This window comes from Bradyrhizobium rifense, assembly GCF_008123425.1.
Lineage (GTDB): Bacteria > Pseudomonadota > Alphaproteobacteria > Rhizobiales > Xanthobacteraceae > Bradyrhizobium > Bradyrhizobium rifense.
The window spans coordinates 1-22848 of the sequence record NZ_VSSS01000009.1; the positions used below are offsets into that span (position 1 = coordinate 1).

A 22848-nucleotide genomic window follows, 5' to 3' on the forward strand; every position below is an offset into this window, starting at 1 on the left:
ACGCGTAAGATCGTCGGCAGCGTCAGATGTGTATAAGAGACATCCGCATATGCGCCTCGCGCACGGCCTCGCGGGCCGACAACGGTTTTTCGTCCGTGCGCAGCGCCGTCATCGCGTCGGCGACCGCCGCGAACACCGGGCCGGTTGCAGGGTTTTCCTCGATGACGTCCGACCACCAGGATTCACCGTCGTCATACCCGGCCGCGGTCGCGAGCGCGCCGATCGGATCGCGGCTGACCGGATCCTCTTCGGACCGCGCTGCACTTTCCTCTGCTATGTCTGCGGCGGAGGCTCCCAACCGGTCCGATGCCGGCAGGTCGATGAAGCGCAAGGCTGCGCCGTGGCGCACGGCCCAGCACGCGGCCTGGTATTCTGGCGAGTAATCGGCAAACGGAAAGAAGCTGGCGTTCGCCGGATTGTCCTCAGCGTAAGTCAGCAGCGCCACCGGCGTCACCATGCCGGGGTCGGCGAGCATCGGCAGCAGGTCGGAGGCATCCGCGGGCCCCTCGATCAGCACCGCGACGGGCTTGAGCGCGTTGAGCGCTTCCACCAGCCGCCGCGCCGATCCGGGCCCATGGTGGCGGATGCCGAACAGTGAGATTTGGCCCGTCATGTCCGCCCCGATCTCAGATCCGATCGGTCAGCGAAGCATAATAGCCTTCGAAGCCGCGCTTCTTCTTCAGCACCGTCTCGAGATATTCACCGAGCACGGCCGTGTCCTGCACCGGATCCTTCACGACCGCACCGATCATGTTGCTGGCGAGCGTTTCCGGCGTCAGCTTGCCGTCGTTGAAGAAGGTCGCCTGGCTGATGCCGCCAATCATCACCGCGATCGCCTCGGCCGTCGAGAGCCCGCCCGAGGGCGATTTCAGTGCGACCTTGCCGTCCTCGGTCGATCCGGAGCGCAACTCGCGGAAGATCGAGACCACCCGGGCCACCTCGTCGGCGACGTTCTTCGGCGCCGGCAAATCGAGGTTCTGCGCCATCTCGCCGACGCGCTTGACGATGATCGCGACTTCCTCCTCGGCGCTGTCGGGCAGCGGCAACACGACGACGTTGAAGCGGCGCTTCAGCGCGGAGGACAATTCGTTGACGCCCTTATCGCGGTTGTTGGCGGTCGCGATGATGTTGAAGCCGCGCTGTGCGTAGACGGCGGTATTGAGCTCCGGGACCGGCATCATCTTCTCGGACAGCACGGTGATCAGCGTATCCTGCACGTCGCTGCCCATCCGCGTCAGCTCCTCGAAGCGGCAGAGCTTGCCGCCTTCCATCGCGCGCATCAGCGGGGTTGCGACCAGCGCCTCGCGGCTCGGCCCATGCGCGAGAAGCTGGGCATAGTTCCAGCCGTAGCGGATCTGGTTCTCGTCGGTCCCCGCCGTGCACTGGATCACCAGTGTGGAGTCACCGGTGATGCCGGCGGCCAGATGCTCGGAGACCCACGACTTGGCGGTGCCGGGCACGCCGAGCAGCAGCAGCGCGCGATCGGTCGCCAGCGTTGCGACTGCGGTTTCGATCAGACGTTTGTCGCCGACATATTTCGGCGTGATCGGGGTCCCGTCGGACGCCTTGCCGCCCATCAGATAGGTCACGACCTGTCGCGGCGCGAGCGCCCAGCCGGGTGGACGATGCCCGTCGCCCGCGGCCAGCGCCTTCAGCTCCGCCGCATAGCTCTGCTCGGCCGGCAACCGCAGTTTTTCGCTCATGGCTTCGCTCCCTTGTCGTCCAACGCGGCGTTGAGCCGCAGCATGTCGAGGCGCGGGTCGCCTTGCAGCAGGCCCGCAGCCGTCAATCGTTCCAGCGACCGTCGCGCGCCTTCGCGCGAGGCGATCAGGCCCAGCGCGTGGAGTTCTGCGACCTGGTCGGAAGGCTTGGCATCGTCGCTTCGGAGTGCCGCCAGCAGTGCCTTGCCTGCCGGCGCGGCCAGCGGATCGTTGAGCCGCGCTGCGGGTCCGGCCATCGCTTGCGTCAGTTCGAACCGGATGCCGTGCGCGTTCATGGCGGCTTCGGCCTGTCTTGCGCGCTCGGCGGGTGCGAGCCGCGGCGCGAGCGCAACGATGAGGCCGGTCGCATCGTGCTCACCGATGGCCTTCGCCGCGTCCGCGACTTGCGCATCGGTTCCGGTTGCCACGATCAGGTTGATCAGCGCCGTGTCGGCGGCCGGATCCACATTCCAGTCCCAGGCGGCGATCAGCTCTTGCGGCGTGATACCGAGCGCGCCCGCAAACGATGCGAGACCGGCGCCATCGAGCAACGCTTTGCGGCATTGCCATTGCGCTGGCGTCTTGGGACGCTCCGCCTCGATGACGCGCGAGCGGCGCAAGATCCCCTTGGTCTTCACCGAGAAAAAGCCGGCGAGCTCGGCGGCATCCTCACCGATCCCGGCACCGTGGCCGAGACGTGCGAGCAGCGAGGCCGCAAGCGCCTTGACCTTGGGCGCACGGTCATCCGCCACGATGGCTTCAAGGAAAGCGATATCGTCATCGGACAGCCGCTCGGACAACAGTGACAGCAGGCGCAATCGTGTGTCGGCGCCTTCGTGACCGAGCTTCGCCTCCAGCACCGCGCGGGCCGCGGAGGGATCGCGCCGTCGCAGCTCGGCCAGTGCGACTTTGCGCGCGGCCGGCCAGAAATCGTCCCAATTGCCGGCGTTGATGTGGTCGTTGGTCTGCTGCCACGCGGCATTGTTGGACGCTGCAATGTCCGCCCAGTCGCGCCACGGTGCGTAGACGTCGGGCGCGTCATCATCGCCGCCCTCGGGCATCCAGTCGGCGGGATGCGTGGTCCAGCCGCGCGCGGCGAGAAAGTCGACGAGCTCGGTCTTGCCCTGCGCCAGCTTCTTCGCCGTGAGGATTCGGCGCGCCAGCGGACGCAACGCCTCGGGCAAGGTCGGCAAGGCGAGTGTGGGAATGTCGGGCAGGATGCGGAGCGTCGATGCCGGCTCAGCCGTCACCGCGATGCCGAGGAACTGGCCCGACAAAGCGAGCAGCCGCAACTCCGCTTCGGCTGGATCCTCGCCAAGCTCGGCGCGCCAGAACGAGGCTGCTGGTGCGGCCGCCGATCCCATGGTCCAGCGCGTCAACACCGTGCCCATCGCATCGTAGATTGCATCGGCAATGAGTGCGTCAGTCATGGCTGCCGATCCGCCCCCACGGGGTCTGTGCGGCGAGGATCGTGAGCCGGTTGCCCGACCAGATCGCGGCGGTGCGCGTGAGATCGGTCCCGCAAAGCAGGCCCTCCGCGTTGCTCGCGACCGGCAATGTGGCGGTGCCATCGCCGGATCGCCACCAGGCATGCCCTGCATCGTCGCGCGCGAACCGCCCCTGCGGCAGCAGCAGCGGAATATCGATCGTCCAAGGTTCGGCCAGCAGCGGCCGTGTCAACGCGTCGGAGAACACCTCGTCGGGCGCGGGCCATTCGAGCGTCAACGTCTCTTCCGCGGCGTCGCGCCGGACGAGCAGGGCGCGAAGCGGCTGTTGCGAGGGATAGAAGACCAGCTCGCCCCGAAAGCGCACGCCCGGTGTGAAGACCGAGCCGCGCCGACCGGCACTTGCCGGGAAGAAGTCGAGCAGCATGGCAAAGCGCGGACCGGCAGCGGCGAGATTGAGCAGCCATGTGGTCTGCGACACCAGCCCGTCGCGGCGCGTCTGCACCTGCTCAGCGAGCACCTCCCATTGGGTATCGACCCGCAGGGCTTGCGGATCGGCCAGGACTGTCTCGCGGGTCTCCGAGGTTGCGACGGCGCGCCTGATCTCGGCATCGCGCGGCGTGGCGCGGAAGGCGCGCGCGAGCAGCACCAGCTTGCCGAGCTCGACGACCGCGCCGCGCGGCCGGTCGCCTGCTTCAAGCGCGAGCAGGCGGGACGGTAGTTCGTCGATACGGCCGGCGAGCACCGCGGCCTTGCCGTCGACCAGCCGCGCCGCGATCCGCCGGCATCGCGCCGTGGCATCGTCGATGAAGCCCGCCAGTCCCAAGCGCAGCTGGTCGCCGATCCATTGTTCGAGTGCATCCAGAGCATCGAGGATGGCGCGCTCCGTCTCTTCGTTTCGTTTGGCGGCTTGGGCCTCGCGCCGCGCCGCATCCTTCGGGTCTTCGGCGGCTTCGGCTTCGAGGGCGCGCGCGGCACGCAAATCTTTCGCGTCACCGGATGGTGCAACGTTCGCAGGCCTGGCCGCGGATGTGCCGCGCCGGCGACCGAGCCAGTCGCTGACCCATGCCGGCGTATCGGCTGGCGCAAACGGCACGATGGCTTCCGCGTTGAGCCACAGCAGGCCGAGCACGTGCTTGCAGGGGAATTTGCGCGACGGGCAGGTGCACTTGTTGCCGAGGTCGCGCAGGTCAGCCATCACGCGGTAGGGGTTGGCGCCGGAGCCCGCGCATTCGCCCCAGATCAGCGCGCCATCCGCGCTGCCGCCGACGCCGGACCATTTGGCCGGCTTGGCAAGACTGGCGGCCGCCTTGAGCGAGGATTGATCGGTAGCGAGTTGCTCGACCGCCTTCAGATCAATCGCCACGCCGATGTCCTAAACCGAATCCAGGATGCGCAGTATATCGGGGGAGGATGAAAGCTCAATGTCACCGCGAGTGGCTGGCCGGCTGCACGTGGTGATCGTTATCTCCGCGCCTCCTCGGGTGAGGCAAGCCCAAGCTCCTTGCGGGCCTTGCGCGTGAGCTTTGCCACGATCAGGGCGTGGGCCTGCGCGAGATATGCCGTCAGTTCCGCATCCGGCAACGCGTCGTTCCTCACCAACTGCACCCATTTGGCCCGCGCGAGATATGGCGCCGGCCGCGCGACACCGTGCTCGATCAGCATCGCGTAGGCCATGTCCGCGGTCTTGAACATGTAGCTTGCGGTGAAGCCGCCGCTCAGCGCGAACATCTTGCCGCCGACCTTGAACACGGAGGTGCCTTCCCACTGCACCACCTTGGTGGCGGCGGGCAGGCGCAGGCAGCGGGCCTCAAAGGTCTTGGGAGTCATGCGATTGCAATAGCGGACATCGGCGCACCTTTGTGGCAGCATGCATGTTCCAACCGAGGATGGAATGCCATGTCGCGCGTGTCGATCAAGACCAGGGACGATCTGCCGGAAACACTGCGGCCGCTGTGGGACAAGATGACGACCTATGGCGCGTTCGAGAACCAGGCCGGTGTGATGGCGCATCGCGCACCGATCTTCAAGCACATGTGGTCGCTGCTGGTCGATCTCGCCAGCGAAGGCATGATCTCGAAGCGTCATCTCGAGCTCGCGCTGGTCACGGTGTCGCTCCTGAACAAATGCGACTATTGCGTCTCGCACCATGCGCCCAAGCTCGCAGTGCAGGGTGTGTCGGAGGAGGGCGCCGCCCGTCTCGTCGACTACAAGGATCATCCTGAACTCGATGAGCTCGACAAGCTCGTCGTCGAATATGCGATTGCGGTTACCAACAACTGGAACAGGACCCGCGACGAGATCTTTGCCCGGCTGCGCGTCTACTTCTCGGAAGCGCAGATCGTCGAGCTGACCTGGCGCATCGCGCTGTGCGGCGCCTTCAATCGCTTCAACGACATCCTCCAGCTCGAGGTCGAGCAGGGCGTTCCCCACAGTGAGGCCGCAGAGTAGCGGCCGGCAGTTGCGGCTCCAGGCCGGCGAGCCGATCACGGACCCGTGATTTGCATCTCGAGTATCGAAAAACATATCGTAAGATATGTTTTGAGAAGGAGACGTAAGATATGTTCGGCAAACACCGAGACAGCAGAGACTTCCACTTTGGCCACTTCGCCCATTTCGCCATGGGCCGGCACGGCGGACGGCATCGCTTCGGCCGTGGCGGGCATGGCTTTTTCGGGCGCGGGGGCGACGACTTTCCGGGCGCACGGCGGCTGTCCTCGCAGGACCTCCAGCTCGTGATCCTGGCGTTGCTCGCCGAAAAGCCCGCGCATGGCTACGAGCTGATCAAGATCATCGAGGAGCGCTCGGAGGGGTTCTACACACCTAGCCCCGGCGTGATCTATCCGGCGCTGACCTATCTGGAAGAGGTCGGTCACGCGAGCGTCGCGCAGGATGGCGGCCGAAAACTCTACAGCATCACGCCGCAGGGTGAGGCCTATCTCGCCGAGCAGCGCGGCACCGCTGATGCGATCCTCCAGGCGCTGTCGCGGATCGGGCGCCGCATGGATGAGGTGCGCGAGGCCTTTGCCGGCGTCAGCGATCTCGATACCGATGCCTCGGACGAGATGCACCGCGCCCGCCACAACCTCAAGCGCGCGCTGCGTTCCAAGCACGGCAGCGATTCCGCCGAGGCGCGTCGCATCGCCGGAATTCTGGAGCGTGCAGCCGCGGAAATCCTCGGCAAGGAAAGCAAGTGACGCAAGGGAAGCAGGACATGACTGATCGGCTGCACAGCCCGATTCAAGATCCGCGTGTCAACGCCGTGATCGCGCGCCTGCAAGGCGCGCGGCAACGGCCCTCCGGCGGCGGCCCGCGGAGCTCGTTCAACACCCGCGATCCTCACGCCTATGCGCAGCAGGGCTTTTCGATCCATCCCGAGCAGGGCGAGCTGATCTACCTGCTGTGCCGCGGCCTGCGTGCCACCCGCGTGGCCGAGTTCGCGACCTCGGTCGGCATGTCGACGCTCTATTTCGCGGCGGCCATTCGCGACAATGGCGGCGGCACCGTGATCGGCTCCGAGATCGTGCCGGCCAAGGTCGAAGCCGCCAAGCGCAATCTCGCTGAGGCCGGATTGGCCGACTATGCCGAGATCCGCGAAGGCGACGCCCGCAAGACGCTGCGCGATCTCGGCGGCCCCGTCGACTTTGTCCTGATCGACGGCTGGCCGGGCGAGGGCGGTCCCTCGCTCGCCCGCGAGGTGATCGAGATCGTCGCGCCGCAGCTGCTCGTCGGCGGCTATGTCATGAACGACAATGCCGAGCCCGACTATCTCGCCTATATCCGCGATCCCAGCAACGGTTTTGTGTCGATGACGCTGCCGCTCAAGGGTGGAACGGAGCTGTCACTGAAGGTGAAGTGATGGCCGCCGCGAGAGCGATGGATGCTGAGAAAATTCGTGCAACCTGAAAAGCCAGCTGCATTGTGAGTTGTGCCTGAACGCCACGCGGTTACGATGCGCGCCGAGTTCCTGCGGTGTGCAGGAGCGGACATCGTCACTGGAGAGGCGGCATGAGCGAACAGGAACGTAAAGTCAAAGGATCGGACCTGTTCGTCGCGGCGCTGGAGAACGAAGGCGTCGACCGGATTTTTGGCGTTCCCGGCGAGGAAAATCTCGACCTCGTCGAATCGCTGCGCACGTCCAAAATCGAGCTGGTCCTGACCCGCCACGAGCAGGCCGCTGCCTTCATGGCCGCCACGCATGGAAGGTTGACCGGCAAGCCCGGCGTCTGCCTCTCCACGCTTGGCCCGGGCGCGCTCAATCTGTCGACCGGCGCGGCCTATGCGCATCTCGGCGGGATGCCGATGATTCTCATCACCGGGCAGAAGCCGATCATGAGCAGCCGGCAGGCGCGCTTCCAGATCGTGGACGTGGTTGCAACCATGAAGCCGCTGACCAAGCTCTCACGGCAGATCATCAGCGCCTCCTCGATTCCGACCGTGGTGCGCGATGCCTTTCGCGTGGCGATGGAGGAGCGGCCGGGTCCGGTGCATCTGGAACTGCCCGAAGACATCGCGGGCGACGAGGTGCCGGCCGTTCCCGTGATCCACATCCACCCGATCGAGATTCCCGTTGCCCACCGCGCCGCGCTCGACCGTGCCGCCGAAATGATCTTGGCCGCACAGCGCCCGCTGGTGATGATGGGGGCTGCGACCAGCCGGCCGCACTCGACCCACGGCATCGCCAGCTTCGTGCGGCGGACCGGCATTCCGTTCTTCACCACGCAGATGGGCAAGGGCACCGTTCCCGGCGGCACCAATCTCTACATGGGCACCGCAGCGCTGTCCGAGCGCGACTATGTTCACGACGCCATCGACGCCGCCGATCTGATTGTGGCGATCGGCCATGACCCGATCGAGAAGCCGCCCTTCATCATGGGGCCAACGGGGCCGAAGGTGATTCACGTCAGCTACACCACGGCGAGTGTCGAGCTGGTCTACTTTCCCGACGCGGAGGTCGTCGGCGACGTCGGCCCGAGCCTCGAGCTTCTGGCCGACCGGCTCGAGGGCAAGCTGCCGCAGGCGGCGGCGCTGCTGCCGTTGCGCGAAGAGATCCTCAGCCACATCGCCGACCGCGCCACTGAGACGCGCTGGCCGCCGACGCCGCAGCGCATCGTGCACGACATCCGCCAGGTCATCCCGGAGAACGGCATCGTCGCGCTCGACAACGGCATGTACAAGATCTGGTTCGCGCGCAACTACCGCACCCGCGTCGCCAACACGCTGCTGCTTGATAATGCGCTGGCGACGATGGGCGCCGGTCTGCCGTCGGCGATGATGGCTGCGATGCTCTATCCCGATCGCCGCGTGCTCGCGGTCGCCGGCGACGGCGGCTTCATGATGAACAGCCAGGAGATGGAGACCGCCGTTCGCCTCAAGCTCAATCTCGTCGTGCTGGTGCTGGAGGATAACGCCTACGGCATGATCCGCTGGAAGCAGGCCGTCGATCACTTTGCTGATTACGGCATGACCTTCGGCAATCCCGACTTTGTGCTGTATGCCAGGGCCTATGGCGCCAAGGGCCACCGCATCGCAAGCATCGACAGCTTCGGCCCGACGTTGGACGCGGCCTTCAAGGAGGGCGGCGTGCATCTGGTCGTGATTCCGATCGACTATTCGGAGAATGTGCGCGTGCTGGTCGACGAGCTGCGGGCGCATGAGAAGGTGAAGGCGTGAGTTGATGGAGCGACGCTGTTCCCACACCGTCGTTGCGAGCCTACTCGTCTCGCGATTCCCGATCGCCGACACTCCCGATCATCCAACCAATCACAGGAATATGAAATGACTCGCGTTCGCTGTATCACCGAGATGGGCATGGGCGTCGACGTTCACGGCAGGGACGCCACCAAGGCGGCGAAGCGGGCGGTGTCGGATGCGATCCGGCATTCGAGCCTCGGTTTCTTCCGGATGATCGACAAGACCGCGAACGACATGTTCGTCGACGTCACCATCGGCGTGCCCAATCCCGAAGCCGTCGACAAGGAGGCGGTTGCCAAGGAGCTTCCCTACGGCACCGTGACCGTTAACGCGGTCAAGGGCGGGCTGGAGATCCCCTCGGCCACGGAGCAGGCCAACGACCCCATCCTCATCGCCAACGCCGCCGTGATCGTCAGCTTCGACAAGGACTAGGCCGGTGTCCGACAGCGATGAGGCGTTGGATCGTCCGATCTGGAGCGCGCTGACGACGAGCCATAAGCATCTGGCCGAAGGCGGCCCGCGGGCGCTGCGCTATCCCGTGGACATGACGCCGTTCGCCGACATGGTCGACATGTCCGCGGCAAGCTTTGCCGCGCTCGGTGATCTCATGTCGCCCTCGCAAGTCGCCGCGCTGTTCACGCCAGAGCCGGTCTATGTTCCCTCGGGCTTCAAGGTCGTGCTGACCGAGACCGGCGAGCAGATGATCGGATCGCCTGCGGACAGTCCGCTTCGCGACGCCGAGATTGTTACACTTGGTCAGGCCGACGTTCCCGCGATGATGGCGCTGACGGCGCTGACCAAGCCCGGGCCGTTCGCGTTGCGAACGCATGAGCTCGGCACGTTCCTCGGCATTCGCGCCGGCAGCGAGCTGGTCGCGATGACGGGCGAGCGCATGAAGCCGGGAAAGTTCGTCGAGATGACTGCGGTCTGCGTGCACCCCGACTATCGTGGGCGCGGCTACGCACAGGCGCTGCTCGCAGCCGTCGCGCGCCAGATCGAGGCGCGCGGCGAGATTCCGTTCCTGCATGTGTTCTCGAACAACAATTCCGCCATTGCGCTCTATCAGCGCCAGGGCATGCACATCCGCCGTCGTCTGCACGTCACGGCGTTGATGAAGCAGGGGTGATGGCCCGGCGATAGTGCGCCGGGCCGCCGATCTTAAGTCGTGTAGTCGACGAGCAGCGCGCTCGATGCGTTGGAGGACGCCGAGTTGCCGCTGGAGCTGTAGGAGCTCGACTGGCTGGTTGCGTTCTGGAGCAGCGAGATCAGCTCCTTCATCAGCTCCGCGGTGGTGGTCGAAGACGAGCTGGACGAGGAATCTGAAGAAGAGGTCGAGTCCGTACTGCTAGTGCTGCTCGTGCTCGATGAGTCGCTGCTGCCATCGGGCGGCGGCGGCGGTCCACCGGCGCCATTGGCACTGCCTGAGAAGGTGTTGGCGAACACGTTTTTCAGCTCACTGGCCTGGTCGCTGGTCAGCTTGCCGCTCGACACCTCGTTCTGGATGAGATCGTCGATCTTGGACTGCATCTCGTCAGCCGAGGGCGGCGACGAGGAGCTCGCGCTCGATGCGCCGCTCTTGAGCGACGAATCGATGTCGTCGAGCGCGGACGAGAGCGCGGACTCATCGCTCGAAGAGATGGTGCCCGCCGAGACTTCCTTGGTGAGCTCGCTCTTGAGGCGATCGAGCGGGGAATAGGAATTGGTGGTCGTTGCAGAGATCGAGGTCATTGGCGGTCATCCTTGATGAAGTCTGGGATACGCTGAACATGACCGTGAGGCTAAAGGTCGCGCGCTTAATGAGGTCTTGCCGCAAGGGTTGCTGGGGTTTTCGTTGTGTTGCTCGCACGGGTGTGAACACGCAGCGAAACAAAAATGCGGGAATTACCGGCGCCGCCCACGCCTCGCGCGAGTGGGCTTCCACAGGGTCGATTCGCTGCTATATCCATCGCAACCAGTTCGGGGAGAGGACTATTTATGGACGCCAGAACAGCAAATAAGGCCCCAGATTTTTCCGCTGTGCGGACGGCGATGCAGCGCTACGTCGATCAGGAGATCGTCCCCGGCGTGTCCTGGGCGGTGCTGCGCGGACGCGAGGTGGTCGACCAGCAATGCGTCGGCTTTGCCGATCGCGAGGCCAAGACCGCGCTTCGGCCCGACCATGTCTTCCGCGCCTTCTCCAACACCAAGATTTTCGTCACCTCCGCGATCATGCTGCTGGTCGAGGAGGGCCGCATCGGGCTCGATGACACGATCGAAAAATTCCTGCCGCAGCTTGGCAATCGCAAGGTGCTGAAGCTGGGCGCTTCGAGCCTCGCCGATGTCGAGCCGGCGAAAAGCCCGATCACGATCCGGCAGCTTCTGACCCACACCTCCGGTCTCAGCTACGGCATCTTCGATCCCGGCACGGTGCTGTTCAAAGGCTACAACGATGCGCGCGTGCTCAATCCGTTGACACCGCTGACCGACATGATCGACAAGCTCGCCGATCTGCCGCTGTCCTATCATCCCGGCACGAGCTGGGAATATTCGGTGGCGACCGACGTGCTCGGCCGCGTGGTCGAAGTCGTCTCGGGCAAATCACTCGACGCTTTCTTCAAGGCGCGAATATTCGATCCGCTCGGCATGACCGATACCGGCTTCTCCGTGCCCGAAGCGCAGCAGGGTAGGTTGGTCGCGCACTATACCGGCGCCGACGTACTTGATCCGACGAAGCCGGGCCTCACCCGCGCCGACAATCTGCCTTATCCGCAGGCCTATCGACGGCCGTTCCCGCGGCTGTCGGGCGGCGGCGGGCTGGTCTCGACCCTGCCGGATATGCTCGCGCTGGTGCGCGCCCTGGTGCTTGGGCCGGAGGCGCTGCTGAAGCCGGAGACGCTGCGGCAGATGATGACCAATCAATTGCCGGAGGGGCAGGTCATCCGCTTCGCCAATCTCGGGCCGATGCCCGGCAAGGGCTTTGGCCTCGGCGGTGCCGTCACCTTCGCGCCGACGCAGTTCGATCCCCCGAATTCCCCCGGCGAATTCCAGTGGGGCGGGCTCGCCGGCACCCATTGGTGGATTTGCCCTGAGGCCAATACCGCCGGCGTCCTGATGGCCCAGCGCCATCTGGGGTTCTGGAATCCGTTCTTCTTCGAGTTCAAGCGCCTGGCCTACCAGGCGGTCGGAGGCTGACCGCGGAAAAATTGCAGGCGCCCGCGAATCCTTTTGCGCGATCGCGCCCTCTTCATGGTCGAGGCAGTCCGCCTCGGCTCGTGTTGGAGGATGTGATGGCATTTTACAGGAAGAATATCGGCGGCCTGCACCAGGCGGTGCGGGTGGCCGCAGGGATCGCCGTGGCGATCGCGGCGTTGGTCTATCTCACGGGTGCGCCGGCTTGGCTGATCGCGCTCGGCGGTGCCGCCTTCGCGGTGACCGGCCTCGTCGGCTATTGCCCGATGTGTGCCATGGCCGGGATTGGCAGGGGAGGCGTGTCGTGAGCGCGGTTGTGATCTCGCCAAACCTGTTCGAGGCGGCGCGGCTCGGCGATCCCCAGGCGATCGCCCGTCTGCTCGAGACGGCACAGCCCGATATCCGCCGCTACGCACGCGCGACCTGCCGTAACTCGGCGGACGCCGAGGACGCGGCGCAGGAAACGCTGTGGATCCTGTTCCGGCATGTCGGCACGATCCGATCACTACTGGCGTTTTCGGCGTGGCTGTTCAGCGTCGTTCGCCGCGAATGCCTGCGGCTCGCGCGCAAGGCGGGCCTCGCGCCGTCGATCGATGAGGGCCAGGCGGAGGCCGCGCTGCTGTCGCGGCCCGAGGCCGATCTGCGGCTCGACGTTGCCGCGGCCTTCGAGGCGCTGCCACTGCACTACCGCGATGTCGCGCTGATGCGCGACGTCAAGGAAATGACCATCGATGAAATTGCCGAAGCGCTCGGTGCAACGCGACAGACCGTGAAAGCGCGCCTGCATCGCGCCCGCGCCCTGATGCGCGAATATCTGACGAGATGAGCCATGACCGATTATCAAACCCCTGTCGATCTGAAAACGATCCCGGCCTTCGTCGCGCTGGCGCCAGTCGAAGCCAACGCATTCCTCGCATTCAACCACGCGGTCGAGCGCAAGGACGGACTGATTCCGCCAAAATATCGCGAGCTAATCTCGCTCGCGGTCGCGCTCACCACGCAATGCGCCTATTGCCTCGACGTGCATACGGCGCAGGCGGCGAAGGCCGGCGCCACGCGCGAGGAGGTGGCGGAAGCCGCCATGATCGCGGCGGCGGTGCGCGCCGGTGGCACGCTCGGCCACGCGCTGCTGGCGCAACGGCTGTTTGAGCAACATCAGAGCACGGGATGAGCGAGCGTTGGTTGGCGGCGGGATCGGACGCGTGAATAACTATCTCGGTCTCGACGGATTTCGCTTCGGTTGGGTTGCCGCGTGGATCGATGATCGCGGCGATCACGGCTTCGACTATTCGCCGGGCCTCACGCGGCTGCTCGCAGTGCCGCATGCGCGCGCGATGATCGACATGCCGATCGGATTGAAGCCGAGCGGCTATCGGAATTGCGACCTGCGCGCGCGTGAAATGGTGGGCCCCGCCGTGTTCCTCGGGGCCCGCCGCGATCTCTGGACATTTCCCGATATGGCCGCAGCCAATCGGCACTATTGGGAGCACGAAGGCAAGGGAAGGGGCGTCTCGGCGCAGCTCTGGAACATCAGGGACAAGATCAGGGAGGTCGACGAGATCATGACGCCGGCGCGGCAGGCGACGATCGGCGAGGCTCATCCGGAACTGATCTTCTGGAATCTCGCAGGGCGAGCCCGGCTTGCGAAGAAGACATCGGCGGAAGGCCACGAGCAGCGCATCACACTGCTGGCGCAGCGCGGCTTCACCAAGCTCCCGAAATGGCTGACGCAGCGCCACGGCACCGGAATCGGCCGTGACGATCTCATCGATGCCTGCGCCTGCGCGGTCGCGGCGCGGGACAGCACGCAGCGCGTCGGCGGGGATGAGATCGATCCGCGTGGTCTGCGGATGGAGATCAATTGTTGAGGCTTGTGTCATACTGCGCCTCACCTAGATTAGATGCGCTTCAACAGCAGATTGTAGGTCCCGATGTCCGATCTCTCCGTCTTTCCGATCACCAAGCGCTGGCCTGCCAAGCATCCGGAGTTGCTTCAGCTTTATTCGCTGCCGACGCCGAACGGCGTCAAGGTTTCGATCATGCTGGAGGAGATCGGGCTGCCCTACGAGGTCCATCTCGTCGACTTCGCCAAGGACGACCAGAAGACGCCTGAATTCCTCTCGCTCAATCCGAACGGCAAGATCCCGGCGATCCTCGATCCCAACGGCCCCGGCGGCAGGCCGCTGCCGCTGTTCGAGTCCGGTGCGATCCTGCAATATCTCGCGGAGAAGACCGGCAAGCTGCTGCCGCAGGACGCCGCGCGGCGCTACCAGACCATCCAGTGGGTGCACTTCCAGATGGGCGGCATCGGGCCGATGTTCGGCCAGGTCGGCTTCTTCCACAAATTCGCCGGCAAGGATTTTGAGGACAAGCGTCCGCGCGACCGCTACGTCAGCGAAGCCAAGCGCCTGCTCGGCGTGATGGAGACGCATCTCGCCGGCCGGCAATGGTTCATGGATGACGACTACACCATTGCCGACATCTCCATGCTTGGCTGGGTACGCAACCTCATCGGCTTTTACGGCGCCGGCGATCTCGTCGAATTCAGCCAGTTCAAATCGGTCGGCTCCTGGCTCGAGCGCGGGCTGGCACGTCCGGCCGTTGAGCGTGGGCTCAACATCCCAAAGCGTCCGTAAAACTAGCTCAGCGCCTTGTAGCTCATGTAGAGCGCCATCAGGGCGACGAGCCCGATCATGGTTCGGCGCAGCACCGCTTTGCTGACGCCGTTCGCCGCGCGGGCGCCGAGATCGGTGCCGATCCAGAGGCCGGCAACGATGCCGATGATGGCCGGCCAGCCGACCATCAGTCCCTTGCTCCAGTAGATCCACGCAGCCGGGATGTTGGTCGGGATGACCGAGAAAATGAGGCTGACGAGCTGCGCCTGATGCTGCGGCACGCGCAGCCCTGCGGCGAGGCTGACCGTGATCGCGAGCCCGCCGCCAATACCCATGAAGCCGGAGGAAAAGCCGGCAAGCACGCCGATGAGGAGCAGGGGGAGCCAGGGCAGTTGGTCGCGATCGCGAGCGTCGCTGTCGCTGTCCTTGCGGTCACGGCGCAGAATCAGCAGCGCGATCAGCGCGACGAGATAGGTGACGTAGGTCCATTGCAAAACCTCGTCGGAGACGGCGGCCGCGGCATAGCCGCCGCCCGCGCCGCCGATGAGAAATCCGACGCCGATCCAGGCAATCCACAGCAATGGGCTGCGGTTGCCGTTCTGCCAGTAGCGGCGCACGCCGGCGAGGCCTGTCGGCGGCACCTGCGTGATCAGCGAGGTTCCTTGCGCGACGTGCTGCTCCGCGCCAAGCAGCAGCACGGTGAAGATGACGAGGCCGCCACCGGGGCTGGTGCCCATGAAGCCCGATGTGAGTCCGCCGATGAGACCGACGCCGGCACCGGCTAGGAGGTCGTGAATTCCGGACATCGCTCACGTCCTCGTTCGTCGCTTGATATCGGGCTTGGTCGTACGAAAGCCGTCGATCACGCCGGTGACGGTCGCCATGCAGGCTGCGACGTCAAAATCCTCGCCCCAGCATTTTTGCAGCACAAAGCCCTGGAAGATCGCGACCAGCACGCGCGCGATCGCATCCGCGCCGAGGTCGCGCTTGATCAGGCCGTCGTGCTGGGCGCGCTCGACCAGGGCCACGATCAGCGCGCGCGGCATGTCGATGCCTTCGACGACGCTGGTGCGGACCCGGCGGTTGCGCAGCGCCTCGGCCCAGCCATGAATGCCGACGCGGCGCCGCGCTTCGCCCGCGGGATCGGTGAGCCATTGTGCATAGACGCGGACCAGCGCGTGCAGTCCCTCGATCGGATCGCCGGAGCCTTGCGCGACCGAGTTGAGCACGGCCTCGCGGCGATGCCGGTCGTCGGCCAGCGCCTCGATCAAATCGTCCTTGCTCTGGAAGTAGAGATAGACCGCGCCGTGGCTCAGGCCCGACCGCTTGACGATGTCGGCCATGCCGGTCTGGTGGAATCCGTCTTCCGAAAAGCAGGCGAGCGCCGCTTCGAGGATCTGCTGACGCCGGTCTTCACGCTTCTTGTCGCTGATCTTGGGCATCCGTCTTGTCCGTAAATAACTGACAGGTCGATCTTTTTTAAGGAATTGCGGGGAGCAGTTTGAACAGAGCCGCATATAATAAAAAACGATCAGTCAGTCATTTTTATCGGCAAAGAAGATTTTGGTCAAGTCCCGGCCGCTGGGCCGATGAAACAGGAGGATGAAGGGGGCCGGCCGGCGAAGGCAATACCTGCCGCTAGAACAGCCGGCCGCCGTTCGGCACCGGCTTGCTTGGCTGCATCAGCACGACCTTGCCGTCGGTGTCGGGAAAGCCGAGCGTCAGCACCTCCGAGACGACAGGTCCGATCTGGCGCGGCGGGAAATTGACGACAGCCGCGACCTGCTGTCCGACCAGCGTCTCGAGCGGGTGGTTCTCGGTGATCTGCGCCGAACTCTTGCGCACGCCGATGGCCGGGCCGAAGTCGATCCACAGCCGCCAGGCCGGCTTGCGCGCCTCGGGAAACGGTTTTGCATCGACGATGGTGCCGACGCGGATATCGACCGCGAGGAACGTGTTGAAGTCGATGGTCGGCGAGGCGATTGCTGTGGGATCGTGGGTGACGTGCATGGTGTGTCCGTTCGGAAGATGTCGAAAGCGTCGTTGGCAATATTGTCGCGCGAAGCGGAGTTTCGTACAACGCCACAGCACGTCACGACGCATACGCGAGGACCGTCTTGCCCAACATCATCTACGGCATCAAGAACTGCGACACCATGAAGAAGGCGCGCACCTGGCTCGACAGCCATGGCGTCACCTACGAGTTCCACGATTACAAGGCTGCCGGCGTCGAGAAGGACAAGCTCATGCAATGGAGCGACAAGCTCGGCTGGGAGACGCTGCTCAATCGCGCCGGCGCCACCTTCAAGAAGCTGCCGGATGCCGACAAGGAAGGCCTGACCGAGAAGAAGGCGCTCGCGCTGATGCTAGCGCAACCATCGATGATCAAGCGGCCGGTGCTGGAGGTTGGCGGCAAGCTCCTGGTGGGCTTCAAGCCGGACATCTACGACAAGGAAGTCGGCGCCAAATCGCGCAAAAGCTAGTTCAGCTCGATGATCTCGGCGGTGACGCTCGGACCGCCGGGCTGATCGGCGAATTCGACGACGTCAGCGGCCGCGATACGTCCGGGCGCGCGGTGAAACAGATCGCGGTTGATTACCATGCGCAGTTTCGGCCGCGGCAGCGCGTCATTTCCGCGCAGCAGATTCTTGATCTCGAAGCCGCCGTCCTCGCAGAAGGTCTTGAGCGATGCGATGACGTGGCTGACCTTGTCGTCGGTCCGGAAAGGCAGCAGCAGCCGTTCATAGGCAACGATGCGGCCGTAGATGTCGTCGACGTCGGCTACGCTGTAGACCGGAAGCCCGCGCGCGACGCATTCGTGATAGACCGGCATCACGTAGGGCGCGAGCCGCGGCCCGACATAGTCCTCCAGCAGAATTCCCTTGCCGGTATGGCCGTAGGCGCGTGAGATCCGCGTGCCCTCGCTCTGAATGGTCAGGCGCGGCGTCGGCGTCGAATTGTCCACCGTGTAGTAGATGAGATCGGACAGCTCTTCCTCGAGCCGCGCGGGCTGATACTCCCAGATCGCCGGCGCAGTCTGCTGGCGCGCATAAAGTCGCAGCCACGTGTTGAGCAGGTCACGCTGCTTGATCGACTTGACGGCGGAGGGAGGGGCGCTGGTGAAATCCAAAACAATATTCCCGGCGGATGAAACCCGTACATGATCGCCGTAGCGGTAAATTTTTTGATGAAGGCTGGCGCGCGGGACCAAAGACCGTTAACGACGGCTTGATGACCGGTGTCTTGCGAACCGGAAGGCCGGCAGGCGACATCACAAAACCTCCAACTAAGGGAGCATAAGACTCCCGGCCGGAGGCCTGACCTGCTCAGCTTTCCGCCTTGCCTAACCCCCGTCACCTCCGGCATATTCCGCGCCCGGAGGCGGCGTTCCGGGAAGGCTCCAAGGCCTCCGGAAAGCCGAAGCAACAAGGACAGCCACGCGTGTCGCGCGGGCAGGGGGAAATCTGTTTGGCCGATGAGTTCATTCTCGAAACGGAAGGCTTGACCAAGGAGTTCGCGGGCTTCTTCGCCGTCCGCGACGTTGCGCTCAAGGTCCGCCGTGGGAGTATTCACGCGTTGATCGGCCCGAACGGCGCTGGCAAGACGACGTGCTTCAATCTTCTGACCAAGTTCCTCAAACCGTCTGCCGGAAAAATCCTGTACAAGGGACAGGACATCACCGCGATGGCGCCGGCCGATGTCGCGCGCCTGGGGCTGGTGCGTTCGTTCCAGATATCGGCGGTATTTCCGCATATGACCGCGCTGGAGAATGTCCGTGTCGCGCTTCAGCGCCAGCACGGCAGCTCCTTTGATTTCTGGCGCTCCAAGTCGGTGCTGAATCAGTTCAACGACCGCGCGCGTGAATTGTTGAACGATGTGGGTCTCAGCGAGTTCGCCAACACGCCTGCGGTCGAGATGGCCTATGGACGCAAGCGCGCGCTCGAGATCGCAACCACGCTCGCGCTCGATCCGGAGATGATGCTGCTGGACGAGCCGATGGCCGGCATGGGCCACGAAGACATCGACAAGATCGCGGCGCTGATCAAGCGCATCTCGGCGAAATACACCATCCTGATGGTCGAGCACAATTTGAGCGTCGTGGCCAATCTCTCCGACATCATCACCGTGCTGACGCGCGGGCAGGTGCTTGCGCAGGGTCACTACAGCGAACTCACCAAGGACGAACGCGTCAAGGAAGCCTACCTGGGAGCCGGTCATGCCTGAGACTGCAATGGCCGAGGCTTCGGCGAAGACCGCAACCGGCGGCAACATCCTCCAGGTGCGCAACCTCGAAGCATGGTACGGCGAGTCCCACATCCTGCACGGGATCAATTTCGACGTGAACGCGGGCGAGGTCGTCACGCTGCTCGGGCGCAACGGCGCCGGCAAGACGACGACGCTGAAGTCGATCATGGGCATCATCGGCAAGCGTGCCGGCTCGATCAAGTTCAACAACCAGGACATTATCCGCGCGACCTCCGACAAGATCGCGCGCATGGGCATCGCGTTCTGCCCGGAGGAGCGTGGAATCTTCTCCAGTCTCGATGTGCGGGAGAACTTGTTGCTGCCACCGGTGGTGCGCCCGGGCGGATTGCCGCTCGAACAGATCTTCGATCTGTTTCCGAACCTGAAGGAGCGGCTCAACAGCCAGGGCACCAAGCTGTCGGGCGGCGAGCAGCAGATGCTCGCGATTGCGCGCATCCTGCGCACCGGCGCCAGCTTCCTGATGCTGGACGAGCCGACCGAAGGTCTTGCGCCTGTTATCATTCAGCAGATCGGTCACACCATTGCGCGGCTGAAGAAGGAAGGTTTCACGATCCTTCTGGTCGAGCAGAACTTCCGGTTCGCATCGACCGTCGCCGACCGCTATTACGTCGTCGAGCACGGCAAGATCATTGACGGATTTTCCAATGCGGAGCTGGCCGCCAACATGGACAAGCTCCACACCTATCTCGGCGTTTAGTACGGCCAAATGTCTGACAAGGGTCGGACGGTCACGAGAAGATTCACGAGGGAAGTAGCATGAAAAAGTCGATTGCATCGTTGTTGCTCGGCACGGCGTTGGCCGTTACCGCCGCTGGCGCAGCCTTCGCGCAGGACAAGGCGGTCAAGATCGGTGCGCTGTCCGATCAGTCCGGTCTCTATGCCGACCTCGGCGGGCCCGGCTCGACGCTCGCAGCCCAGATGGCGGTGGAAGATTCCGGCCTCGCCGCGAAGGGCTGGAAGATCGACATCATCTCGGGCGATCATCAGAACAAGCCGGACATCGGCACCGCGATCGCGCGGCAGTGGTTCGATGTCGACAAGGTCGACATCATCGTCGACGTGCCGAATTCCGGCGTGGCGCTCGCCGTCAACAACGTCGTGAAGGAAAAGAACGGCGTCTACATCAATTCGGGTGCGGCGACCTCCGACCTCACCAACGCGCAGTGCTCGCCCAATACCGTGCACTGGACTTACGACACCTACATGCTGGCCCACACCACGGGCCAGGCGCTGGTGAAGGCCGGTGGTGACACCTGGTTCTTCCTGACCGCGGACTATGCCTTCGGTGCGGCGCTGGAGCGCGACACCACCGCCGTCATCGCCGCCAACGGCGGCAAGGTCGTCGGCGGTGTCAAGCATCCACTCAACACGCCTGACTTCTCGTCCTTCCTGCTCCAGGCCCAGGCCTCCAAGGCCAAGATCATCGGCCTTGCCAATGCCGGCGGCGATACCACCAATACGATCAAGCAGGCCGCCGAATTCGGCATCGTCAAGGGCGGCCAGAAGCTCGCGGCGCTGCTCTTGTTCCTCACCGACGTCAAGGCGATCGGTCTGGAAACCGCGCAGGGCCTGAACTTCACCGAGACCTTCTACTGGGACATGAACGACCAGACCCGGGCGTTCTCCAAGCGGTTCTCGGAAAAGATGAAGAACGGCGCGATGCCGACCATGGTGCAGGCGGGTGTCTATGCGGGCGTGCGCCACTATCTCAAGGCGCTGGACGCGCTCGGCGGCAATCCGCATGACGGCGTCAAGGTCGTCGAAAAGATGAAGTCGATGCCGACGGAAGACGAACTGTTCGGCAAGGGCGAGATCCAGCCCAACGGCCGCACCATCCACAACGCCTATCTGTTCGAGGTGAAGAAGCCCTCCGAGTCCAAGGGACCGTGGGACTTCTACAAGCTTGTCGGCACGGTGCCGGGCGATCAGGCCTTCACGCCGCTCTCCGAGAGCAAGTGCGCGCTGCTTAAGAAGTAAGACCAACAGCCCGCCGGCAACTCACCGGCGGGCGCTACTTTGGGAACGCCGAAGGGACTGGGTGCTGGATCGATGCAGGCTCTCTACGCACAGCTACTGGTGGGACTGATCAACGGCTCGTTCTACGCGCTGCTCAGTCTCGGGCTTGCCGTCATCTTCGGCATGCTCAACATCATCAATTTCGCCCATGGCGCGCTCTACATGATGGGCGCCTTCGTCGCTTATTTCCTGCTGAACCTCGGCGGCATCAGTTACTGGTGGGCGCTGCTGCTGGCGCCGATCATCGTCGGCATCTTCGGCATGATCCTGGAGCGGACCATGCTGCAATGGCTGACCGGGCTCGACCATCTCTACGGCCTGCTGCTGACCTTCGGCATCGCGCTGATCGTGCAGGGCGTATTCCAGAACTATTTCGGCTCGTCCGGCCTGCCTTACTCCATTCCGGACCAGCTCAAGGGCGGCGTGAATCTCGGCTTCATGTTCCTGCCGATCTATCGCGGCTGGGTCGTCATCTTCTCGCTGGTGGTGTGCATCGCCACTTGGTTCCTGATCGAGAAGACGCGGCTTGGTGCTTATCTGCGCGCCGCCACTGAAAATCCAACGCTGGTGCGTGCCTTCGGCATCAACGTGCCGCGCATGATCACGCTGACCTATGGTCTCGGCGTCGGCCTGGCCGCGCTCGCCGGCGTGCTCTCGGCGCCGATCAACCAGGTCCGGCCGCTGATGGGCGCCGACCTCATCATCGTGGTGTTCGCGGTGGTGGTGATCGGCGGCATGGGATCGATCATGGGCTCCATCATCACCGGCTTCGCGCTCGGTGTGATCGAGGGCCTGACCAAATATTTCTACCCCGAGGCCTCCAACACCGTCGTCTTCGTGCTGATGGTGCTGGTGCTCTTGGTGAAGCCAACGGGATTGACAGGAAGGGCAGCCTGATATGACAGCCTTGACGGACGACACGCTGCCGATGACCCCGCGCGCGATGCGTGACGAGATGATCGTCTTCGTAGTGATGGCGCTGCTACTGGCCTCGGTGCCGTTCAGCGGCATCTACCCGTTCTTCGTCATGCAGGCGCTCTGCTTCGCGCTGCTCGCCTGCGCCTTCAATCTTCTGATCGGCTATGGCGGCCTTTTGTCGTTCGGCCATGCGATGTTCATGGGCACCGCCGGCTATTGCAGCGCGCACGCGCTGAAAGTGTGGGCGCTGCCGCCTGAACTCGGCATCCTCGTCGGCATCGTCGCGGCGTTCGGGCTGTCGCTCATCACCGGCTACATCTCGATCCGCCGCCAGGGCATCTATTTCTCGATGATCACGCTGGCACTGTCGCAGCTGCTGTACTTCATCTATCTCCAGGCACCGTTCACCCATGGTGAGGACGGCATCCAGGGCATTCCGCAGGGGCACATGTTCGGCGTGCTCGATCTGTCGAAGCCGACCGTGCTCTACTACGTCGTGCTGGTCGGCTTCCTCGCGGGCTTCCTGCTGATCTATCGCATCATCAACTCGCCGTTCGGCGAGGTCCTGAAGTCGATCCGCGAGAACGAGCCGCGCGCCATCTCGCTCGGCTACCGGACCGACCAGTACAAGTTCCTCGCATTTGTCCTGTCGGGGACGCTGGCAGGCTTTGCCGGCGCGCTGAAAGTGTTCGTGGCGCAGAACGCCTCGCTCACCGACGTGCACTGGTCGATGTCGGGCGAAGTCGTGCTGATGACGCTGGTCGGCGGTCTCGGCACCATTTTCGGTCCCGTGGTCGGCGCCTTCGTCATCATCGCCATGCAGCAATATCTGGCCGGCTTCGGCCAGTGGGTGACGGTGATCCAGGGCTCGATCTTCGTGATCTGCGTGCTCACCTTCCGCCGCGGTTTGGTCGGCGAAGTCGCACATTACCTCCGAAGGTCGCTCTAGATCATTGATATCGCATCAATTCTATTGGTGCGCGAAAGCGGTGGATGATCCGGCTCCGCGGGCGTGAGGTGACACGC

General features: G+C 64.2%; 28 protein-coding genes. 18 read left to right on the forward strand and 10 right to left on the reverse strand.

From position 1 onward, the window contains the following. Positions 1 to 22 precede the first annotated feature (22 nt). From FXB40_RS04015 to FXB40_RS04035, 5 genes are all read right to left on the reverse strand, one after another. Positions 23 to 550: a DUF5682 family protein gene (locus FXB40_RS04015; RefSeq protein ID WP_210352123.1), complete on the reverse strand. Its 528-nt coding sequence runs from the start codon at positions 548 to 550 to the stop codon at positions 23 to 25. Between the two features lie 76 nt (positions 551 to 626). After that, entirely contained in the window at positions 627 to 1703 is a 1077-nt protein-coding gene (locus tag FXB40_RS04020) for an ATP-binding protein (protein WP_148770915.1), read from the reverse strand. Further along, positions 1700 to 3130 (reverse strand): DUF5691 domain-containing protein, encoded by a 1431-nt coding sequence (locus FXB40_RS04025; RefSeq protein WP_148770916.1) that lies wholly within the window; start codon positions 3128 to 3130, stop codon positions 1700 to 1702. The genes FXB40_RS04020 and FXB40_RS04025 overlap by 4 nt, the downstream gene beginning before the upstream one ends. Next, positions 3123 to 4511: an SWIM zinc finger family protein gene (locus tag FXB40_RS04030; RefSeq protein ID WP_148770917.1), complete on the reverse strand. Its 1389-nt coding sequence runs from the start codon at positions 4509 to 4511 to the stop codon at positions 3123 to 3125. Before FXB40_RS04030 ends, FXB40_RS04025 begins: the two co-directional genes overlap by 8 nt. Positions 4512 to 4609: 98 nt before the next feature. Beyond that, positions 4610 to 4975, reverse strand: coding sequence for an MmcQ/YjbR family DNA-binding protein (locus FXB40_RS04035; RefSeq protein WP_148770982.1), 366 nt, complete (start codon positions 4973 to 4975; stop codon positions 4610 to 4612). Positions 4976 to 5044: 69 nt separating this feature from the next. Between FXB40_RS04035 and FXB40_RS04040 the strand changes: the two genes are divergently transcribed. From FXB40_RS04040 to FXB40_RS04065, 6 genes are all read left to right on the forward strand, one after another. Next, a complete protein-coding gene (locus FXB40_RS04040) occupies positions 5045 to 5596 on the forward strand; it encodes a carboxymuconolactone decarboxylase family protein (protein ID WP_148770918.1) in 552 nt (183 codons plus the stop codon). A 110-nt stretch (positions 5597 to 5706) separates the two neighbouring features. Continuing rightward, complete coding sequence (locus FXB40_RS04045) at positions 5707 to 6342, forward strand: PadR family transcriptional regulator (RefSeq protein ID WP_148770919.1); 636 nt, start codon at positions 5707 to 5709, stop codon at positions 6340 to 6342. Positions 6343 to 6359: 17 nt separating this feature from the next. After that, positions 6360 to 7004 (forward strand): O-methyltransferase, encoded by a 645-nt coding sequence (locus FXB40_RS04050; RefSeq protein ID WP_148770920.1) that lies wholly within the window; start codon positions 6360 to 6362, stop codon positions 7002 to 7004. 149 nt (positions 7005 to 7153) lie between these two features. After that, positions 7154 to 8818: an acetolactate synthase large subunit gene (locus FXB40_RS04055; RefSeq protein ID WP_148770921.1), complete on the forward strand. Its 1665-nt coding sequence runs from the start codon at positions 7154 to 7156 to the stop codon at positions 8816 to 8818. Positions 8819 to 8923: 105 nt separating this feature from the next. After that, positions 8924 to 9271, forward strand: a complete 348-nt coding sequence (locus FXB40_RS04060) for a Lin0512 family protein (RefSeq protein WP_148770922.1) — start codon at positions 8924 to 8926, stop codon at positions 9269 to 9271. Between the two features lie 4 nt (positions 9272 to 9275). Continuing rightward, the gene (locus FXB40_RS04065; protein WP_148770923.1) at positions 9276 to 9965 is read left to right on the forward strand and encodes a GNAT family N-acetyltransferase; all 690 of its coding nucleotides are present in this window, start codon (positions 9276 to 9278) and stop codon (positions 9963 to 9965) included. 32 nt (positions 9966 to 9997) lie between these two features. Here FXB40_RS04065 and FXB40_RS04070 read toward each other — a convergent pair whose 3' ends face one another. After that, on the reverse strand, positions 9998 to 10567 hold the full coding sequence (locus FXB40_RS04070) for a hypothetical protein (protein ID WP_148770924.1): 570 nt from the start codon (positions 10565 to 10567) through the stop codon (positions 9998 to 10000). Between the two features lie 246 nt (positions 10568 to 10813). Here FXB40_RS04070 and FXB40_RS04075 point away from each other — a divergent pair, with 246 nt between their 5' ends. The 6 genes from FXB40_RS04075 (at position 10814) to FXB40_RS04100 (ending at position 14643) form a co-directional block, all read left to right on the forward strand. Next, positions 10814 to 12010 (forward strand): serine hydrolase domain-containing protein, encoded by a 1197-nt coding sequence (locus tag FXB40_RS04075; RefSeq protein WP_148770925.1) that lies wholly within the window; start codon positions 10814 to 10816, stop codon positions 12008 to 12010. Between the two features lie 95 nt (positions 12011 to 12105). Continuing rightward, the gene (locus tag FXB40_RS04080; protein ID WP_187436655.1) at positions 12106 to 12315 is read left to right on the forward strand and encodes a YgaP family membrane protein; all 210 of its coding nucleotides are present in this window, start codon (positions 12106 to 12108) and stop codon (positions 12313 to 12315) included. Beyond that, entirely contained in the window at positions 12312 to 12833 is a 522-nt protein-coding gene (locus tag FXB40_RS04085; protein WP_148770927.1) for an RNA polymerase sigma factor, read from the forward strand. Before FXB40_RS04080 ends, FXB40_RS04085 begins: the two co-directional genes overlap by 4 nt. A 3-nt stretch (positions 12834 to 12836) precedes the next feature. Then, on the forward strand, positions 12837 to 13178 hold the full coding sequence (locus FXB40_RS04090) for a carboxymuconolactone decarboxylase family protein (RefSeq protein ID WP_148770928.1): 342 nt from the start codon (positions 12837 to 12839) through the stop codon (positions 13176 to 13178). A gap of 31 nt (positions 13179 to 13209) precedes the next feature. Next, positions 13210 to 13875 (forward strand): DUF429 domain-containing protein, encoded by a 666-nt coding sequence (locus FXB40_RS04095; protein ID WP_148770929.1) that lies wholly within the window; start codon positions 13210 to 13212, stop codon positions 13873 to 13875. Positions 13876 to 13938: 63 nt separating this feature from the next. Beyond that, complete coding sequence (locus tag FXB40_RS04100; protein WP_148770930.1) at positions 13939 to 14643, forward strand: glutathione S-transferase family protein; 705 nt, start codon at positions 13939 to 13941, stop codon at positions 14641 to 14643. A gap of 2 nt (positions 14644 to 14645) precedes the next feature. On the opposite strand, the gene FXB40_RS04105 is transcribed toward FXB40_RS04100, so the two are convergent. From FXB40_RS04105 to FXB40_RS04115, 3 genes are all read right to left on the reverse strand, one after another. Then, complete coding sequence (locus tag FXB40_RS04105; RefSeq protein ID WP_148770931.1) at positions 14646 to 15428, reverse strand: sulfite exporter TauE/SafE family protein; 783 nt, start codon at positions 15426 to 15428, stop codon at positions 14646 to 14648. 3 nt (positions 15429 to 15431) lie between these two features. Further along, entirely contained in the window at positions 15432 to 16064 is a 633-nt protein-coding gene (locus FXB40_RS04110) for a TetR/AcrR family transcriptional regulator (protein ID WP_148770932.1), read from the reverse strand. 196 nt (positions 16065 to 16260) lie between these two features. Beyond that, the gene (locus FXB40_RS04115) at positions 16261 to 16632 is read right to left on the reverse strand and encodes a tRNA-binding protein (RefSeq protein ID WP_148770933.1); all 372 of its coding nucleotides are present in this window, start codon (positions 16630 to 16632) and stop codon (positions 16261 to 16263) included. 107 nt (positions 16633 to 16739) lie between these two features. Between FXB40_RS04115 and FXB40_RS04120 the strand changes: the two genes are divergently transcribed. Then, positions 16740 to 17105 carry an ArsC family reductase gene (locus FXB40_RS04120; protein WP_148770934.1) on the forward strand — a complete coding sequence of 122 codons (366 nt, stop codon included), beginning with the start codon at positions 16740 to 16742 and terminating at the stop codon, positions 17103 to 17105. Here the strand turns inward: FXB40_RS04120 and FXB40_RS04125 are convergent. Then, positions 17102 to 17752: a PAS domain-containing protein gene (locus tag FXB40_RS04125; RefSeq protein WP_187436656.1), complete on the reverse strand. Its 651-nt coding sequence runs from the start codon at positions 17750 to 17752 to the stop codon at positions 17102 to 17104. The two genes, FXB40_RS04120 and FXB40_RS04125, sit on opposite strands and share 4 nt — an antisense overlap. A gap of 338 nt (positions 17753 to 18090) precedes the next feature. On the opposite strand from FXB40_RS04125, the gene FXB40_RS04130 reads away from it, so the two are divergent. The 5 genes from FXB40_RS04130 to FXB40_RS04150 all read left to right on the forward strand — a co-directional run bounded on the left by FXB40_RS04130 (position 18091) and on the right by FXB40_RS04150 (position 22771). Then, positions 18091 to 18846, forward strand: a complete 756-nt coding sequence (locus tag FXB40_RS04130) for an ABC transporter ATP-binding protein (RefSeq protein WP_027535192.1) — start codon at positions 18091 to 18093, stop codon at positions 18844 to 18846. Further along, entirely contained in the window at positions 18839 to 19585 is a 747-nt protein-coding gene (locus tag FXB40_RS04135; RefSeq protein WP_148770935.1) for an ABC transporter ATP-binding protein, read from the forward strand. The genes FXB40_RS04130 and FXB40_RS04135 overlap by 8 nt, the downstream gene beginning before the upstream one ends. Before the next feature lie 59 nt (positions 19586 to 19644). Then, entirely contained in the window at positions 19645 to 20865 is a 1221-nt protein-coding gene (locus FXB40_RS04140; RefSeq protein ID WP_148770936.1) for an ABC transporter substrate-binding protein, read from the forward strand. 72 nt (positions 20866 to 20937) lie between these two features. Then, a complete protein-coding gene (locus FXB40_RS04145; protein ID WP_148770937.1) occupies positions 20938 to 21801 on the forward strand; it encodes a branched-chain amino acid ABC transporter permease in 864 nt (287 codons plus the stop codon). Position 21802: 1 nt separating this feature from the next. Further along, positions 21803 to 22771: a branched-chain amino acid ABC transporter permease gene (locus FXB40_RS04150; protein WP_148770938.1), complete on the forward strand. Its 969-nt coding sequence runs from the start codon at positions 21803 to 21805 to the stop codon at positions 22769 to 22771. Positions 22772 to 22848: the final 77 nt, after the last annotated feature.

What these genes read in the sequence shown, in the direction of transcription:
- FXB40_RS04080 (WP_187436655.1), top strand. Translation starts at nt 12,106, where the DNA reads ATGGCATTTTACAGGAAGAATATCGGCGGCCTGCACCAGGCGGTGCGG.
- FXB40_RS04135 (WP_148770935.1), top strand. Translation starts at nt 18,839, where the DNA reads ATGCCTGAGACTGCAATGGCCGAGGCTTCGGCGAAGACCGCAACCGGC.
- FXB40_RS04075 (WP_148770925.1), top strand. Translation starts at nt 10,814, where the DNA reads ATGGACGCCAGAACAGCAAATAAGGCCCCAGATTTTTCCGCTGTGCGG.
- FXB40_RS04140 (WP_148770936.1), top strand. Translation starts at nt 19,645, where the DNA reads ATGAAAAAGTCGATTGCATCGTTGTTGCTCGGCACGGCGTTGGCCGTT.
- FXB40_RS04105 (WP_148770931.1), bottom strand. Translation starts at nt 15,428, where the DNA reads ATGTCCGGAATTCACGACCTCCTAGCCGGTGCCGGCGTCGGTCTCATC.
- FXB40_RS04060 (WP_148770922.1), top strand. Translation starts at nt 8,924, where the DNA reads ATGACTCGCGTTCGCTGTATCACCGAGATGGGCATGGGCGTCGACGTT.
- FXB40_RS04055 (WP_148770921.1), top strand. Translation starts at nt 7,154, where the DNA reads ATGAGCGAACAGGAACGTAAAGTCAAAGGATCGGACCTGTTCGTCGCG.
- FXB40_RS04150 (WP_148770938.1), top strand. Translation starts at nt 21,803, where the DNA reads ATGACAGCCTTGACGGACGACACGCTGCCGATGACCCCGCGCGCGATG.
- FXB40_RS04050 (WP_148770920.1), top strand. Translation starts at nt 6,360, where the DNA reads ATGACTGATCGGCTGCACAGCCCGATTCAAGATCCGCGTGTCAACGCC.
- FXB40_RS04090 (WP_148770928.1), top strand. Translation starts at nt 12,837, where the DNA reads ATGACCGATTATCAAACCCCTGTCGATCTGAAAACGATCCCGGCCTTC.
- FXB40_RS04070 (WP_148770924.1), bottom strand. Translation starts at nt 10,567, where the DNA reads ATGACCTCGATCTCTGCAACGACCACCAATTCCTATTCCCCGCTCGAT.
- FXB40_RS04100 (WP_148770930.1), top strand. Translation starts at nt 13,939, where the DNA reads ATGTCCGATCTCTCCGTCTTTCCGATCACCAAGCGCTGGCCTGCCAAG.
- FXB40_RS04045 (WP_148770919.1), top strand. Translation starts at nt 5,707, where the DNA reads ATGTTCGGCAAACACCGAGACAGCAGAGACTTCCACTTTGGCCACTTC.
- FXB40_RS04115 (WP_148770933.1), bottom strand. Translation starts at nt 16,632, where the DNA reads ATGCACGTCACCCACGATCCCACAGCAATCGCCTCGCCGACCATCGAC.
- FXB40_RS04110 (WP_148770932.1), bottom strand. Translation starts at nt 16,064, where the DNA reads ATGCCCAAGATCAGCGACAAGAAGCGTGAAGACCGGCGTCAGCAGATC.
- FXB40_RS04025 (WP_148770916.1), bottom strand. Translation starts at nt 3,130, where the DNA reads ATGACTGACGCACTCATTGCCGATGCAATCTACGATGCGATGGGCACG.
- FXB40_RS04145 (WP_148770937.1), top strand. Translation starts at nt 20,938, where the DNA reads ATGCAGGCTCTCTACGCACAGCTACTGGTGGGACTGATCAACGGCTCG.
- FXB40_RS04020 (WP_148770915.1), bottom strand. Translation starts at nt 1,703, where the DNA reads ATGAGCGAAAAACTGCGGTTGCCGGCCGAGCAGAGCTATGCGGCGGAG.
- FXB40_RS04040 (WP_148770918.1), top strand. Translation starts at nt 5,045, where the DNA reads ATGTCGCGCGTGTCGATCAAGACCAGGGACGATCTGCCGGAAACACTG.
- FXB40_RS04035 (WP_148770982.1), bottom strand. Translation starts at nt 4,975, where the DNA reads ATGACTCCCAAGACCTTTGAGGCCCGCTGCCTGCGCCTGCCCGCCGCC.